We start from the raw sequence: 16,425 nt of genomic DNA, 5'->3' as shown, positions 1-16,425 counted from the left end.
TGATCCGAAACCTGATCCGAAACCCGACAACAAAACAACCGATGCCGTAAACAAAGACGGAAAACCCATCCCCGGCAGCAACTACGAAGCCACCATCCCCGACAAGATCGCGCCCAAGCCCATGGCTTATTCGGCAGAAGATCCCTTGGCGGCTACCCTGCCTTGGCTGGCGTCTGTCAACCAGTCCAAAACGCTGAACGATTTGCAAGAAGTGCAGATGATCAGCCCGCTCACCCCCGGCATGTATCTGGGCAAAAACACGCTGGCAACGCGCAACATCCAGTCTGCACCCGTCGCGCCCAATTCGCAGAAAACGGCAGAATTTGTCAGTGCCCTGCCCAAGCGCTTTTTGCCCGGGCGTTTCCATTGGCTGCGCACTTCGCTCAACACCGGTCCGAACGGCGGTGGTGCCAAAGACAATATCCCGGTGTACACCGTTGATTCGTCTAATCCGCACCAAGAATACCGCCAGTTTGCCAGCACCGATGCGCGGGTAACCAGTTTCCCTGATCTAGTCAAAGCCACCAGCGGCAAGATTCCCCTGCCTTCATGGGCTGTGCCCAGCGAAGGCGGCGACCGTGCGCTGGCGATTTACGACGTTGCCACCGGTATTTGGCGCAGCTATTTCAAAGTTACCGCCAATCCCGACGGCAGCATGAACTATTCGTCGGCAGGCTATCAACGCTTTGACCCGAACACCCGCAGCACAAGCAACTACTGGCTGTCCCACCTATCAGGCACCTCTACCGTTACCGGCAGCGCCACTGAGCTGATGCAGCTTGGCTTGGCAGAATTGAAGGCTGCCAAAATCAACCATGCCTTGTCGTTTACCTTCCCGTCTTACCGCCGCGACGCCGTTTTCCCCGCCAAGGTGAGCGATGGCAAACTGGACGATGCCGATGCGCCGTACGCAGGTCAGATGTTTACCCTGCCGCCCAATTTTGATGTGGACGCATGGGTGAAGGAAAACAACGCAAGCGCCGAAATGGCAGCCGTGCTCAAAGCCGTGCAGCAGTACGGCGGCTATGTTGCCGACCAGAATTTCTGGTGCATGGCGCTGAACGTTGAATCGCCGCTTTCGTTTAAAAACAATCCGTATGACAGCGATCCCGAGTTGAAAGCTGCCGCATCGCGTTTGAATAAGGACATCAACAAATTCCCATGGGAAAAAACCGTATGGGTGAAACCCGGTTATTCCGGTCATGACGCCAACGCTGCCTCGCCCGGCATTCAGGCTGCATTGGCAGAGATTGCCGCTGCGCGTAACAACGCCGCCACTCCAAGCAACACCACCACATTGCCCAACAATACAAGCAGCCTGAAACAGGCTATGCGCGCAGGCATGGGCGCAGTGCTGGGGCTAGGTCCATTGGCAGGCATCGCAGCGCTGGAAAATCTGTTCGACCCAGAAAAAGAAGCCCCAACAGCTGAAAAACCAGCCGATGAAAAAGCCCAAATCGCCACCAGCAATAACCAATCCGAGCCTGCGCCAAGCGCTGCGCCGCAAGCCAGCATTCCTGCGCCTGCACCCGCTCCCGAGCCACAAAGGCAGCCTGAAAACGCTCCATCCCTGCCCATGCCACAATCTCGTAAACACAGCGGCTTAATGCTGGATGTGGCGCGACAGTTCTATCCTTTGAACACGCTCAAAGGCTATGTGGACGACATCGCCCGCGCAGGCGGCACATTCTTCCATCTGCATTTGTCGGACGACCAAAACTACGCGCTAGAAAGCGCTATGCTGGGGCAACTCGCGCGCAACGCCAAACAAAACGCCGATGGCAGCTACACCAATCCCGCCACAGGCAAATCGTTTTACAGCGCCGCGCAAATTCAAGAGCTGGTGCGCTATGCCAAGCAAAAAGGCATAGAACTTGTACCCGAAATTGATGCGCCCGCGCACATGAGCGCCATCCACAGCCTGCTGCAACGTGAAAACAGCACCCAAGCCAGCCAAATATTCAATGCCAACAACGAATTGCGCTACGAAAGCGCCGAAGCGCAGCAATTTATCCAGCAGCTTTATGACGAAGCAGCCGATATGTTTGCTGGCAGCGGCACGCATTTTCACATCGGCGGCGACGAGTTTTCAGGCAGCATCAGCCAGAATCCACACTACATCGCCTATGTGAACAACATCGTGTTGCACCTGAAAAACAAAAATCTCATCGTGCGCGTGTGGAACGATGCCATACTCAAAACCAGTCTCGCCCGATTGGATAGCAGCGTGGAAATCACCTATTGGGACAGAGACGGCAACCGCGCCAGCCAAGCCGAACGCGCGGAAAACATCGCCCACCGCGCCACCGTGCTGGATTTAATCCAGAAAGGCTACAACGTATTGAATTACAATCATTATTATCTTTACCACATCATCAGCGCGGATTCGCAAAGCGACGCGCAACACGATGCCCAAGCCGTGCGTGCCGCAAACTGGCACATCGGCATTTGGGACGAGCAAAACAGCAACAACGCCGTGGATGCTTCGCTGATGGGCGGCGCAGCCGTTGCCGTGTGGGCAGACGAAGACGCGCCCCACGCCATCAGCAGCGAAACCCTGCGCGGCTACATCTTCCCGCATCTAAAAGCCGTGGTGGATAAGGTTCACGAAGCCGAGCAGTAAAGCAAAGGCGGCCTGAAACAGCGATTGACCGTTTTTAGCTTCGCAACTCCGCGACGCTCCGCAGGCTGCCTTTAAACCACGCCCACGCCATAGCGCGATATAACGCGCCGATTAAATCGGATATGGCTGGATTGATGCCACGATAAATGAGATGCGTTTGGGCAAGCTATGAGCAAACCACCACTGTTCCTATTTATTTGCCCAGTGCACGGCTTGCCAGCAAGCCGTAGGAGCGCGAAGACAGTTTTCAGGCTGCCCAACCATCCCACCCGCGTTAAGGCAGCCTGAAACCTTTGCAAAACCCAAAACACAACAAGGCGCAGGCGGGAATCTTGGTTAAATTTGCACAGTGGTTTGTTTTTACGTGGATTTTTGAATATCAAATTAAGATTCCCGCCTACGCGGGAATGACGGCATTTCTTGTGTTTCAGGCTGCTGTTAGGAGTTTTGCAAAGGTTTTAGCCTAAAAAAACAAAACCGTTCAGCATCATGCCAAACGGTTTTTTACTGGATAGATTAAAACCCGTATTCACTTTCAACTTCGCAAACCGCTAAGCCATCCCCCGCTTTCAGGCTGCATCAAACCGCTCCACCACCGCCTGCGCCATCATCTCCCCCGATTGCACCGCCGCTTCCAGCGTCGCAGGATAGCGCGGATGCAGCCAATCCCCCGCCAGCCAAATCGCGTGCTGGTTCAACGATGCCTGCGATGGCACAACGCGCCCCACCTGCGAAGCAATCGTCGCCCGCTTCTCCGTAATCGCCCGCCAAGCCACAGGCTTGCCCACATCGGGGCACACCCGCAGCACATCCCTATGCACGCGCTGCGCCCATTGCAACGGCGTGGCGCGGATGCGATGCGACAAGCTCACCACCGCCGCGATTTCGTTCACCCCCGTTAAACGGCGGCGGTCAATCAACCATTGCGCCGTGCCATCGGCAAAGCCCGTCATCAGCGCAGGCAGCCTGAAAGCGTGCGCGTATTTCAAATACACCGTGGTAATCGGGTAATACTGCAAATCACCGATTGCCAAGCGAACTTCGCCCCCCAGCGAAGGCGGCAACACGCTTTCCACATGATACGGCGCAGTCGCAATCACCACCCCATCAAACCGCTCGCCATCCACGCGCACCCCGCGCCGATTATCCAAAAACACCCGCTTCACCCGCTGATTGGGCAGCCAAGCCGCCCCCTGCTGCTGCAAATACGCCACAATCGGCGCAGCAAACGCCCGCGTTAAATCCACCCTGGGCACAAAATAATCGCTCAGCTCGCACTTCGCCCACACCCCATCCGCCAACACATGACACAGCACATTCAAGCTCGCTTCGTCCAACGGCGTATTCAACGCCCCCCACACCATCGGCTGCCAAAATTCCGCCAGCCATTTGGGCGACACGCCCTGCGCGTCCAGCCACGACTGCACGCTTTGGTCGGGCAACTGCCGCTTATGATGCACCTGCAAATGCTTCAACTGCTGCACCAACGCCATCTTTTCCCCAAATAACGCATTTTCCCCGCGCAACAGCCCCGTGAGCAAATTCAACGGCGCAGGCAGCGACCAAGCCGCTTCAAAGCGCAGCCCATCGTGCAAATACCAACGCAGCGGCTGATGAAAAAAACACCGCCGCCAATCCGCGCCCACCTTATCCAGCAGCCTGAAAACGCCCTGATACGCGCCAATCAGCAAATGCTGCCCGTTGTCCAAAAACGAAAAATCATCGCACGGCACGCCCCGCGCCCGCCCGCCCGCCACGCGCCCCGCTTCATACAACGCCACATCCGCGTGTTCCGCCAAATGCGCAGCGGCGGATAAGCCCGCCCAGCCCGCGCCAATAATCGCAATTTTAGGTTTACTCATTATCGTGCCATCATTTTCAGGCTGCCTTGGGCAAGCCTTTTTCTATGAATACAGGTTGAAACCTTTGCAAAACTCCTAACAGCAGCCTGAAACACAAGAAATGCCGTCATTCCCGCGTAGGCGGAAATCTTGTTTGATAGCTAAAAAAATTTTGAAAAACAATTCATTGCATAAAATTAACCAAGATTCCCGCCTACGCGGGAATGACGGACGTTACTGTTTCTGGTTTTATTTTAAGAACCTGTATTCATTATTTGCATAGGCATCTTTTATGGCATAAAAGATGCCTATGCAAATAATGAATACAGGTTCTAAGTTTTGCAAAGGTTTCAGGTTTTATTAAACATTACGCAATTTTCGCACCATCCAAGGCAGCCTGAAAATATAAAAATGCAGCGACCGCAGCGGGAATGTGCGGCATGGGAAACGGCGTGCGTGGCAAAGCCACACACCCTACATTCGGCGTGGCGTAGATGGTTGCGTTGATTGAACGCGGGTGCGGATGTTGGCAGCCTGAAATGTTTGCCCCGCGCTCCTACGGCTTGCTTGCAAGCCGTGCACTGGCGAAATTGGGTGTGGGATGATTGGGTGATTGGGCGTTTCAGGCTGCCTTTTAGGGGGGATTAAAGGCAACCTGAAAATCGTTCTATGGTTGAAATCTTGTGTATTGTGGGGCGGCGGTTCGCTGCTCAATGGCGGTGTGAAAGGTGTTGCGCTGGTTGGCAACTGTGTCGACGAGCCGTCGACGTTCCCTGTTTGGGCAGCCTGAAACGTGGTTTAGCGAAACCACAACGCTTTATGGTTTAAACCCAAACAGCCATGTTTTCAGGGCGATGCGCATTTTTCGGGGGGTGGGGATGCGGATTTTGTAACGCAATACGTTTGCCAAGCCGTCGCGTTTTATTTCTTGCAGCAGGGCGTAATAGATGCTTGCCATGATGAGCCCTGCTTTTTGTGCTTTTTTGTCGGCATCGGGCAGCAGGACGATGGCTTGGCGGTAGGTGTCGCGGGCGCGGTTGAATTGGTGTTGCATTAGGGCGGCAAATTGGGGGCTGGGCTGGACGGCTAGGATGCTGTTTTCGGGTACGCCAAATTGGGCGAATTCGTCTTGCGGCAGGTAGATGCGCCCCATGCGTGCGTCCTCGCCTACGTCGCGGATGATGTTGGTCAGTTGCAGGGCGAGCCCGAGTGTTTCGGCGTATTGCAGGGTGGCATCTTGGGTGTAGCCTAGGATGCGGGCAATCAGCCGCCCGACTACGCCCGCTACGCGGTAGCAGTAGTATTTTAGGTCGTTAAAGGTGGCGTAGCGGCTGTGGTGCAAGTCCATTTCCATGCCGTTGATGATGTCGGTAAGTTCGCTTTCAGGCAGCCTGAAAACGGGGTGGATGCTGCGCAGGGCTTGGTTTACGGGATGCTCGGGCATGGCGTGGGCTTGGTAGGCTTTGGCTAAATCTTGTCGCCACCATGCGAGCGTGGTGCGGGCGATACTGGGGTCGCGGCTGTCGTCCACGATGTCGTCTAGCTCGCGGCAATAGGCGTAGAGTATGGTCATGGCATCGCGTTGCGGCGCGGATAGGAAGCGGAAGCTGGCGAGAAAATTGGATTGACTGGTTTGGGCTTTTTCGCGGCAGTAGTCTAGGGGTTGCATGGCGGTGGGGATAGGTTGGGAAGTGGCATATTTTAACGGTTTTTAACGCCCTAGTGATTGGTAAAATTGGCAGCCTGAAACAGGCGTAAACCTATTTTCAGGCTGCCTTTATAATGCAGCGTTTTAACAACCAGCAAAGGACAACGCGATGACGATTTATTTTCTCGGCGGCGGCAACATGGCGGCGGCGATTGTGGCGGGATTGCACCGCGCGGGGCGGGCGGGCGAAGTGCACGTTACCAATCGCGGCGCGGCAAAGCGCGAAGCCTTGGCAGCGCAATATGGCGTGGCGGTATCGGCAAGGCAGCCTGAAATGGCGGCGGATGATGTGCTGATTTTGGCGGTGAAGCCGCAGGATATGCAGGCGGCGTGCGCGGATGTGCAGCCCAATGGCGCGTTGGTGATTTCGCTGGCGGCGGGGTTGAGCGTGGCGACGCTGTCGCGCTATTTGGGCGGCACGCGGCGGCTGGTGCGCGTGATGCCGAACACGCCCGCGCAGGTGGGCGAAGGCGTGGCGGGCTTGTTTGCCGACAGCGCGGTGGGCGCGGCGGATAGGGCTAAGGCGGAAGCGATTATCGCCGCGTCGTGCCGTTTGACCTTTTGGCTGGACGATGAAGCGCAGATGCACGCGGTTACGGCGGTGTCGGGCAGCGGCACGGCGTATGTGTTTTATTTGATGCACGCCTTGCAGCAAGCGGCGCAGGGCTTGGGCTTTGGCGCGGACGCGGCGCGGGCGTTGAGCTTGCAAACGTTTCGCGGCGCGGTGGAGCTGGCGGCGCAATCGGGCGCGGATTTTGCCACGTTGCAGGATGCCGTTACCAGCAAGGGCGGGACAACGTTTGCCGCGCTGGAAACGTTCCGCCAGCGGGGTTTGGCGGAGCATCTGCGCGATGGCGTGAACGCGGCGGCGGCACGGTCGGTGGAGCTGGGGCGGGCGTTGGGGTAAGGCGGCGGGCGAATGGGTTTCAGGCTGCTTTTGTTGTGTGCGCGGATGGCGGTTTTAATTTTTGCAACGTCTAAGGCAGCCTGAAAAACCGTTTGGTGCAGCCAAGTCCAAACCAACGCATACAACACTTGCACGCGGGCGCAACCATTTGGCAGCCTGAAACGCTCACCCCGCGCCCCCTACGGCTTGCTTGCAAGCCGTGCGCTGGCAAAAGATGGGCAATTGCGCGGGCATTTTGCCAACAATCGTAAGCAACGCTGCCCAACAGCCATTTGGCGACGAGCCGTCGCCGCTCCATTTTGCGTTTCAGCTTCGCAACTCCGCTTCGCTACGCAGGCTGCCTTTGTTTGCACGATAAGGCAGCCTGAAACCCCACCCCATCGCCATGCTAAAATCGCTCCCTTTTCAACCCATCCCCGAAAGCTCCCCATGCAAGACCCGCATCAATCGCTAGAAGACCTTGCCGCGCCTGCCACCCAGCAATTTATCGCGCAGGAACACGCTGATACGCTGGCGCGTTTGTGCCAATCGCCTGAATACGCTGCGCTGCGCGATGGCATCCTTGCCCAGTTGCAAGACGAACGCCAAATTCCGTTTTGCCAAGAACACCGTGCGCGGATGTACCACTTCCATCAATCGCCCGAATACCCCAAGGGCGTGTATCGCGTGTGCACTGCTGCCACTTATCGCGCGGGGCTGCCCGAGTGGCAAACGCTGTTTTCGGTGGCGGATTTTGATGAGATTTTGGGCGATGATGTGTATTTAGACGGCGTGTCGCATTATGTGGAGCAGCCTGAAATCGCGCTGCTCACGCTTTCGCCTGCGGGTTCGGACGCGGCTTATACGGTGGAATTTAACCTTGCCACGCGCCAAATTGTGCCCAATGGGTTTCACTTTCCGCTGGGCAAAAATCATATTGCGTGGCGCGATGAAAACAGCGTGTGGGTGTGCCCTGCGTGGGATGAACGCCAGCTTACGCCATCGGGCTACCCGCGCGAAGTGTGGCTGCTGCGGCGCGGGCAAACGTTTGACCAAGCGCAAGCCATTTTCAGGCAGCCTGAAAACGGCGTAATGGTGCACGCATGGCGTTATTTAGACCCGCAAGGTGCGCCGATAGACCTTGCGGAATCCGCCACCAGCTTTTTCCAAAAAACCTATTACCACATCAGCAAAACAGGCGAAGCGCAGCCCATCGCTCTGCCCAGCGATGCCGAGATGGTGGGCTATATTGCGGGGCAACTGGTGGTGCAGCTTAAAAGCGCGTGGCAGCGTGCCAACCAAAGCTATCCCGCAGGCAGCCTGATTGCGGTGAAGCTCAACAAAGGCGTGCTCGGCGAAGCCCAATGCTTGCTCACGCCCAACGCGCAGCAAGCCATAGAAAGCGTGGAAACCACGCGCCGCTACATCATCGCCAACCTGCTGGACAACGTTTCAGGCAGCCTGAAAGCATGGCAATGGCAAAACGGCGCATGGCAAGCCGTTGCCCTGCCCAGCCTGCCGCAAGGCGCGATTGAGCTCACCGACCAGCCTTGGGGCGGCAATGTGCTGTATCTGGCCGCCAGCGATTTCACCACCCCGCTCACGCTCTACGCGCTGGATTTAAGCGTGATGGAATTGAGCGTGATGCGCCGCCAAATCGCCCAATTCAACGCCGAAGGCATCATCGTAGAACAGCACCACGCCCCATCCGCCGATGGCACGCCCATCCCGTATTACTGGGTGGGCAAACAGCCAAGGCAGCCTGAAACGCCCACGCTGGTTTATGTTTACGGCGGCTTCAACGTGCCCGAGCTGCCGCATTATATGGGCATCATCGGCAAGCATTGGCTGGAACAAGGCAACGCCTTTGTGCTTGCCAACATACGCGGCGGCGGCGAGTTCGCAGGCTGGCACGAAGCCGCCCAACGCCAACACAAACACAAATCCGTGGACGACCTGCTCGCCGTCGTTGCCCACCTTTGCCAACAAGGTTACAGCCGCGCCCAACGCATCGCCATCCAAGGCGGCAGCAACGGCGGGCTAATCGTTGCCAGCGCGTACACAAGGCAGCCTGAAAACATCGGCGCGATGGTGTGCGAAGTGCCGCTCACCGATATGCTGCGCTACCCCCAGCTCTACGCAGGCGCAAGCTGGATAGAAGAATACGGCGACCCCGCCGACCCACCAATGCGCGACTACCTTGCCGCCCTATCGCCCTATCACAACGTTTCAGGCAGCCTGAACTACCCGCCCGCACTCATCACCACCAGCCTAGCCGACGACCGCGTACACCCCGCCCACGCGCTCAAATTCCACGCCAAACTGCGCGAACAGCACGCCCCCAGCCAGCTCTACGCCCCCGCCAGCGGCGGACACACAGGCAACGGCACACAACAAGAAACCGCCGCAGAACTCGCCTGCGTGTTGCGTTTTTTGGCAGAAACGATAGGTGGGGCGTGATGCACAACTGTGTTTAAGAACCTGTATTCATTATTTACATAGACAGATTTTATTTCATAAAATCTGTCTATGTAAATAATGAATACAGGTTCTTAAACACAGCTAAAAAACAAACCCATTTGGTGCTTAGCTAAACATTTTTTGCTGGTTAGATTGGCTTTCAGGCTGCCTAACTCTTCACATCCGTTTAATGCTACCGCCCACTCCCCTACGTCCAGCCGAACGGAGCATCCTTTTTTCGGAAACAAGCGTGCGCTTGTTCGACGACGCGCAAAGCGCGGCTAGTTCGCACGCGCCGAAAAAAGGATGCGCAGTGAGGGAAGTTTGGCGCAGCCAAACCCGCACGTCGGGGTCGCCTTTCTTTTGCCAGAACCTGTATTCGTTATCTGCGCGAGCGGATTTTGTATTCAGTGAATACGAATACAAGGCGACAAGCCAAGTTAATAGCGAGACTATTAGCTTGGCTTGGCAACGCAGTAGGCGTGTTCAATGAATGCAAAAGCAGCCGTGCAGATAGCGAATGCAGGTTCTTATCTTTGGCGAAGCAAAGAAAAGTAAGTGCCCCGTCGGCATGAGATGCATGGTTAAAGCTGTGCCCAAAGCCAGCCACAAAGCACAAATCATTTTCAGGCTGCCTTGAATGTTGCACCATCCAAAGCACCCCAAACCCCATCTTTACACCCCCCACCGCCCGCAATGGAACAAAAATTGCTTATCTCTTAACAAAACACAACAAAATCCTAACAGAACCCACTATAATCCACCAAAGAACATTTACTCCAAATAATCATGCCCACCACCCCAATCACCCCATCCCACGCCCCAAGCTGGCACAGCAAAATCCCCATCTACATCCAACTGATGCGCGCCGACAAACCCATCGGCACGCTGCTGCTGCTCTGGCCTACCCTATGGGCCATCTGGATAGCATCCGCAGGCAGCCCCCCGCTTTCCACCGTTATCCTGTTCACACTCGGCACATTCCTGATGCGCAGCGCAGGCTGCGTCGCCAACGACTGGGCAGACCAAGACTTTGACCGCCACGTCGCGCGCACGCAAAACCGCCCATTCGCCCGCAACGCCGTAACCGCACGCGAAGCCAAACGGCTCATCATCATCCTATGCCTACTCGCCGCCCTATGTCTCATCCCGTTTAGCTACACCACATGGCTGATGGCGATTCCCGCGCTGTGTCTCGCCTTCACCTACCCCTTTGCCAAGCGCATCTTCCCCATCCCGCAGCTTTATCTCGGGCTCGCGTTCTCATTTGGCATCCCCATGGCGTTTATCGCCATCACAGGCAGCGTGCCCAGCATCGCATGGTGGCTATTTTTCGCCAACGTGTTCTGGACACTCGCCTACGACACGCTCTACGCCATGGCAGACAAAGAAGACGACCTAAAAATCGGCATCAAAACTTCCGCCATCACCTTCGGCAGCTACGATGCCGAAGCCGCCATGCTCTGCCACGGCATTTTTGATATTTTGATGATACAAGTGGGCAGCCAACTGGGCGCAGCGTGGGTGTATTGGGTCGCGTTGATTTTGGTGGTGTATTGGCAATGGCAACAATATCTGCGCGTGGAAAACCGCGACCGCCAAGAATGCCACGCCGCCTTTTTGGACAACAACCGCATCGGCTGGCTATGGCTCGCCGTGATTGCCGCCCATTTCGCGTTTGATTAAGCGCGGGTTACTTTAATGGCAACGATTAGCAGCCTGAAAATAGGATTACACCCGTTTTAGCTTCGCAACTCCGCTTCGCTACGCAGGCTGCCTATTGGTTCGCGCGATTAACGAAGTAGGCAGCCTGAAACCGCAATGCGTCGGCGGCTCGCCGACATGGTTTGCCAACCAGCCAAGCCCATTTAACCCGCCATTTAGCACCGAGCCGTCGCCCCCCATGTATCACAATTCGCAAAATACAACACCCCCGCATCGCTCAACCATCCGCGCTTTTCAGGCTGCCTTGATACCCCCCACAAGGCAGCCTGAAAATTATTCTGCAAAGTTAAGTTAAATCCCGCCTAATATCGTAAAATACTTTCTTTACAAATCCCATTTTCAGGCTGCCTAAACCCTGCTCACAGCAGCAAAATCCAGCGCAGCCCCATCTACAAGGAATCCCCTATGACCACCAAAACCCCTACCCTGCTCGGCGGCGCGATGATTATCGCGGGCACGATTATCGGCGCAGGTATGCTCGCCAACCCCACCGCCACTTCTGGCGTATGGTTTCTCAGCTCACTCGCCGTGCTGCTGTACACATGGTTTTCCATGCTCGCATCGGGGTTGATGATTTTAGAAGCCAACACCCATTACCCCGTGGGCGCAAGTTTTGACACCATCGTGCGCGATTTGCTCGGCAAAGGCTGGAATATCGTCAACGGGCTGGGCGTGGCTTTTGTGCTGTATCTGCTCACTTATGCCTATATTTTCGTGGGCGGCAGGCTCACCGCCGTTGCGCTGGGGGTCAACCCCGATAGCACGCTGTGGCTGGGGCAGTTGGCGTTTTTCATCATTTTTGCAGGCTGCGTGTGGTATTCCGCGCGGGTGGTGGATAAGCTGTCCAGCATACTCATCGGCGGCATGGTCATTACCTTTATCTGGGCAACAGGCGGGCTGCTCAGCACCGCGCAACTGCCCGTTTTGCTAGACACCGCCGCCCCCGCAGGCACGAGCTATTGGATTTACCTTGGCACCGCCCTGCCCGTGTGCTTGGCTTCGTTTGGCTTTCATGGCAACGTGTCCAGCTTGTATAAATATTTCAACGGCGACGCGCCCAAAGTTGCCCGCGCCTTGTGGATAGGCACGCTGATTGCGCTGGTGATTTACGCGCTGTGGCAGCTTGCTATCCAAGGCAATTTGCCGCGCAACGCCTTTGCGCCTGTGATTAAAGCCGATGGCGATGTTGCCGTGTTGATTGGCGAACTGTCCAAATTTGTGCCCACGGGCAGTATGGCAAAAATCTTGTCGTTTTTCTCTTATATGGCGATTGCCACTTCGTTTTTGGGCGTAACTCTGGGCTTGTTTGACTATTTGAGCGATATGTTTGGCTTTGACAACAGCCGCAGCGGGCGCAGCAAAACCGCCGCCATCACTTTCCTGCCGCCGTTTATCGCCTGCCTGCTCTACCCCATGGGCTTTGTGGCGGTGATTGGCTATGTGGGCTTGGCGGCGACCATTTGGGTGGCGATTGTGCCCGCGCTGATGCTGCGCGCGGTGCGCAAAAAATTTGGCGCAGGCAAAGGGTTTAGCGTGTTCGGCGGCACATGGCTGATGATTTGGGTGCTGCTGTTTGGCTTGGCAAACATTGTTGCCCAATTGCTCAGCCGCGCCGAGATTTTGCCCGTGTTTAAAGGATGATGTGTTTTCAGGCTGCCTTTGGGGTTTATCTATAATAGGCAGCCTGAAACCTTTGCAAAACTTAAAATGAAACAAGAAATAGTCAATTCTCCGTCATTCACGCGCAGGCAGGAATCTTAGTTGAATTTGTGCAATAAATTGTTTTTTATACGATTTTTGAATACCAAACAAGATTCCCGCCTACGCGGGAATGACGACATTTCTTATTTTTAGCTTTGCAACTCCGCTTCGCTACGCAGGCTGCTTCTAGGCGTTTTGCAAAGGTTGCAGCCTGAAAACACAAAACCGTTTGCTATCGCGCCAAACGGTTTTTCTTGCCTACGCATTTTTCAGGCTGCCTTAATGCGTGTGCACCATAGGCAGCCTGAAAGCGAGTTTACGAGCTTCTGCGAAGCTAAAACATCACCCCATCAATGCCCCGCTTCCCCCTTCTCCCGCCATTCATTCGGCTTAATTTTCAACGCAAACAACACCGCCACCGCCGCCACCGCCAGCGCGCACGCCATTGCCAGATGCACGCCGCTTAATAACGCGGCTTGCGGCGTGGCGGCGTGTCCCATTTTTTCGCCCATGCTGGTGATGCCCACCATAAACGCTGCGCCCAATGCACCTGCGATGGGGTTGAGCGTGGTAATCGTGCTTGCGCCGTGCGAGTTGAGTTCGCGCGGTAGGGCGTTTAAGCCGTGCGTTTCGCCTGTGATGCAGGCGGAAACCGCCACCGCCAGCACGGTAAACAAACAGCTTAAAATCACGATGTTAGTATGCAAATCCAGCACCATCCACATGGCGATGATGGACAGCAGCAATATTAACGCGGCGGGCAGCATCAAAAATTTGCCGCCTTTTTTGTCCAGCAACACGCCCAAAAACGGCGAAGCAATGGCTTGGGCGATGCTGGCGGGCATCAAAATCAAGCCTGTTACCGTGGCGGTGAGCCCCAGCACTTGTTGCGTGTACATCGGCATCAAAATTTCCAAACCCATAAACAGAAAATAGGCGCACACCAAAATCAGCACGGCATAGCGAAATTGGGCGTGCTGGAACACGCGCAGGTTGAGCAGCGGCGTTTCCAGCGTAAATTGGCGGCGCACAAAAAAGGCGACAATGCCCAGCGACACCGCCAGCACGCTCAAAAAATTGGGCAGCGGCAGGTGTTCAAAATTGCTGCTGGCGTACACCAGCCCGCCAAAACCGATGACCGATGCGATGGCGGATGGCAGGTCTATTTTTGGGCGCGTGATGTCGCTTAGGTTTACGGTTAAGTATTTGTTGACTAAAAACATGGCGACCAGCATAAAGGGGATGGTGAGCCCAAACAGGTAATGCCAGCTTAAACGGTCAACGATATAGCCTGAAATGGTTGGCCCGATGGCGGGCGAGGCGGTGAACATCATGGTGATGATGCCCATTGCGCTGCCGCGTTTGTGCGGCGGATAGATGGCGAGAATGCCGTTGAACAAAATCGGCACAAACAGCGCGGCGGAAATGGCTTGAAACAGCCGCCCTGTGAGCAACACGGCGAAATTGGGCGCGACCACGCAGATAAACGAGCCGATGATGAACACGGCTTGCGTAATCAGCACCATGCGGCGGGTTTCCATCCATTGAATCAGGCTGGCGGTAATCGGCGTGAACGCGCCCATCACCAGCAAAAAGCCTGTGGTGAGCCATTGCACGGTGGTTTTGTCTATGTGGAAATCCGCCATGATTTTGGTGAGCGCAACGTTGAGCAGCGTGTCGTTTAGGTAGCCGAAAAACGCGCCGATAAACAACGTGAACACGATGAGCTTGGCGGGGAAATTGGGGTTGTCGCTGTGGTAATGCGCGTTGGGATTGGTTTCTGCTTCGGGGATGGCGTGGGACATAGGATGGAATCGCTTGCAAAAAAGGGCGAATGATAGGGGATTGCGCGGGGGGCATCAAGGCAGCCTGAAAACGGGGGGCGTGGCGGTTGCGGTTGGTTGAATGATGGTTTCAGGCTGCCTACTTCGCTAATCGCGCGAACCAATAGGCAGCCTGAAACCTTTGCAAAACCCAAAACACAACAAGAAATAGTAAACGCTCCGTCATTCCCGCGTAGGCGGGAATCTTGGTTAAATTTACACAATGGTTTGTTTTTGCGTAGATTTTTGAATATCAAGCAAGATTCCCGCCTGCGCGGGAATGACGGCATTTCTTAGAACCTGTATTCACTATTTCCATAGACAGATTTTATGGCATAAAAGCGCGGATACAAGGCAAAAAGCACAGCAAGGTTGGACACCTTGCGAGCATTTTTAACGCAGTAGCCGCGTTTTTAGGGCATAAAAGATGCCTATGAGAATAGTGAATACAGGTTCTTACTTTCAGGCTGCTGTTAGGGTTTTGCAAAGGTTTCAGCCTGAGTAGCGAAGCGGAGTTGCGAAGCTAAAACAGTCGTAATCCTATTTTCAGGCTGCCTAATAGCCCAAACTACTCCGCCGCAAACGGAATCGCCGCTTCCATAAAATCGTGCGCCAATTCGGTATGGGGGAAAATGGCTCGCGCGGCGGCAAGCAATTCTTGGGCGCGGTTGCCCGAAAATTTCGCGCTGATGTGGCTTAAATACAGCGTGTTCACGCGGGCGAGTTTGGCTAGCTCGGCGGCTTGGGCGCAAGTGCTGTGCCCGAACTGGGCGGCGTTGGCGGCTTCGTCGGCGGCAAAGGTGGCTTCGTGCACCAGCGCGTTGGCATCGGCGCAAAAATCGGCAAAGGCAGCCTGAAAACGGGTGTCACCAAACAAAACCACTTCGCGCCCTTTGCTCGGTGGGTTGATAAAATCATTGCCGTTCAACACTTTGCCATCGGGCAGCGTTACCGTTTCGCCGCGTTTGAGTGCGCCGTATAACGCGCCTTTGGGCACGCCTAGGGCTTCCAGTTCGTCCGTTTTCAGGCTGCCTTGGCGGTCGGCTTCTATCACGCGAAAGCCAAACGATGGCACGGCGTGGTCCAGCAGGCGATATTTCACGTGAAAGGTGGCATCGCACGCGATTTCGCCGCCTGCTTCGTATAATTCAACAAATTCAATGGGGTAGCTTAAATAGCTGTGCGACAGGCGCAAGCCCGTTTGCACAAATTCGCGCAAGCCTGCGCCGCCGTAGAGCGTGAGCGGGCTGGGGTTATCGCCCGATAAAAAGGAGCGGCTGCACAGCAAACCCAGCAGCCCGAAAATGTGGTCGCCGTGCAGATGGGTGATGAATATGCGGCGGATTTTGCTGGGGCGGATGGCGGTGCGCAGGATTTGATGTTGCGTGGCTTCGCCGCAGTCAAACAGCCAGATTTCGCCGTTTTCGGGCAACAGGTTGAGCGCGGTGCACGAGACGTTGCGCTCAATGGCGGGCGAGCCTGATGATGTGCCAAGAAAGTGTAGATGCATGATTTTTATGGTGTAAACAAGGGGTTGAATATGATAAGGCAGCCTGAAAATGGGAATAAATGATGGGCGGTAAATTGGGGGACATAAGGATAGAAACCCTTACCCAAGTTATGTTGTTAAGCCCATTTTGGCGACGAGCCGTCGCCGC

The 16,425-nt window shown here is 55.4% G+C and carries 11 protein-coding genes; 6 read left to right on the top strand and 5 right to left on the bottom strand.

Going from position 1 to position 16,425, the window contains the following annotated elements; all coding sequences use genetic code 11:
• On the top strand, positions 1 to 2,623 hold a 2,623-nt coding region (locus Q4A85_RS07595), incomplete at its 5' end, for a family 20 glycosylhydrolase (RefSeq protein ID WP_303109115.1).
• Between the two features lie 569 nt (positions 2,624 to 3,192).
• Here Q4A85_RS07595 and hpnE read toward each other — a convergent pair.
• The 3 genes from hpnE to hpnD all read right to left on the bottom strand — a co-directional run bounded on the left by hpnE (position 3,193) and on the right by hpnD (position 6,133).
• Positions 3,193 to 4,485: a hydroxysqualene dehydroxylase HpnE gene (hpnE, locus tag Q4A85_RS07590; RefSeq protein ID WP_303109113.1), complete on the bottom strand. Its 1,293-nt coding sequence runs from the start codon at positions 4,483 to 4,485 to the stop codon at positions 3,193 to 3,195.
• 453 nt (positions 4,486 to 4,938) lie between these two features.
• Positions 4,939 to 5,118: a hypothetical protein gene (locus Q4A85_RS07585; protein WP_303109111.1), complete on the bottom strand. Its 180-nt coding sequence runs from the start codon at positions 5,116 to 5,118 to the stop codon at positions 4,939 to 4,941.
• Positions 5,119 to 5,281: 163 nt separating this feature from the next.
• Complete coding sequence (gene hpnD / locus Q4A85_RS07580; protein ID WP_303109109.1) at positions 5,282 to 6,133, bottom strand: presqualene diphosphate synthase HpnD; 852 nt, start codon at positions 6,131 to 6,133, stop codon at positions 5,282 to 5,284.
• Between the two features lie 148 nt (positions 6,134 to 6,281).
• Between hpnD and proC the strand changes: the two genes are divergently transcribed.
• The 5 genes from proC to Q4A85_RS07555 all read left to right on the top strand — a co-directional run bounded on the left by proC (position 6,282) and on the right by Q4A85_RS07555 (position 12,884).
• On the top strand, positions 6,282 to 7,079 hold the full coding sequence (gene proC / locus Q4A85_RS07575) for a pyrroline-5-carboxylate reductase (RefSeq protein WP_303109108.1): 798 nt from the start codon (positions 6,282 to 6,284) through the stop codon (positions 7,077 to 7,079).
• 186 nt (positions 7,080 to 7,265) lie between these two features.
• Positions 7,266 to 9,518, top strand: a complete 2,253-nt coding sequence (locus Q4A85_RS07570; protein ID WP_303109106.1) for a prolyl oligopeptidase family protein — start codon at positions 7,266 to 7,268, stop codon at positions 9,516 to 9,518.
• Between the two features lie 789 nt (positions 9,519 to 10,307).
• Positions 10,308 to 11,204, top strand: coding sequence for a 4-hydroxybenzoate octaprenyltransferase (ubiA, locus tag Q4A85_RS07565; RefSeq protein ID WP_303109104.1), 897 nt, complete (start codon positions 10,308 to 10,310; stop codon positions 11,202 to 11,204).
• A gap of 94 nt (positions 11,205 to 11,298) precedes the next feature.
• Positions 11,299 to 11,538, top strand: a complete 240-nt coding sequence (locus Q4A85_RS07560; protein WP_303109102.1) for a hypothetical protein — start codon at positions 11,299 to 11,301, stop codon at positions 11,536 to 11,538.
• A gap of 110 nt (positions 11,539 to 11,648) precedes the next feature.
• Entirely contained in the window at positions 11,649 to 12,884 is a 1,236-nt protein-coding gene (locus tag Q4A85_RS07555) for an aromatic amino acid transporter (protein WP_303109100.1), read from the top strand.
• A 410-nt stretch (positions 12,885 to 13,294) separates the two neighbouring features.
• Here Q4A85_RS07555 and Q4A85_RS07550 read toward each other — a convergent pair whose 3' ends face one another.
• Positions 13,295 to 14,749 (bottom strand): DHA2 family efflux MFS transporter permease subunit, encoded by a 1,455-nt coding sequence (locus tag Q4A85_RS07550; RefSeq protein ID WP_303109098.1) that lies wholly within the window; start codon positions 14,747 to 14,749, stop codon positions 13,295 to 13,297.
• A 586-nt stretch (positions 14,750 to 15,335) separates the two neighbouring features.
• Positions 15,336 to 16,277: a ribonuclease Z gene (gene rnz, locus Q4A85_RS07545; RefSeq protein WP_303109096.1), complete on the bottom strand. Its 942-nt coding sequence runs from the start codon at positions 16,275 to 16,277 to the stop codon at positions 15,336 to 15,338.
• Positions 16,278 to 16,425 lie beyond the last annotated feature (148 nt).

Origin of the sequence: Kingella sp. (in: b-proteobacteria) (assembly GCF_030527935.1) — a bacterium.
Classification (GTDB): domain Bacteria; phylum Pseudomonadota; class Gammaproteobacteria; order Burkholderiales; family Neisseriaceae; genus Kingella_B.
This window is presented reverse-complemented; position numbering and strand designations above follow the sequence as displayed.

Excerpts from the sequence above, each read along its gene's own strand:
- Q4A85_RS07555 (WP_303109100.1), top strand. The coding sequence starts at position 11,649 with ATGACCACCAAAACCCCTACCCTGCTCGGCGGCGCGATGATTATCGCG.
- Q4A85_RS07550 (WP_303109098.1), bottom strand. The coding sequence starts at position 14,749 with ATGTCCCACGCCATCCCCGAAGCAGAAACCAATCCCAACGCGCATTAC.
- hpnE (WP_303109113.1), bottom strand. The coding sequence starts at position 4,485 with ATGAGTAAACCTAAAATTGCGATTATTGGCGCGGGCTGGGCGGGCTTA.
- proC (WP_303109108.1), top strand. The coding sequence starts at position 6,282 with ATGACGATTTATTTTCTCGGCGGCGGCAACATGGCGGCGGCGATTGTG.
- rnz (WP_303109096.1), bottom strand. The coding sequence starts at position 16,277 with ATGCATCTACACTTTCTTGGCACATCATCAGGCTCGCCCGCCATTGAG.
- hpnD (WP_303109109.1), bottom strand. The coding sequence starts at position 6,133 with ATGCAACCCCTAGACTACTGCCGCGAAAAAGCCCAAACCAGTCAATCC.
- ubiA (WP_303109104.1), top strand. The coding sequence starts at position 10,308 with ATGCCCACCACCCCAATCACCCCATCCCACGCCCCAAGCTGGCACAGC.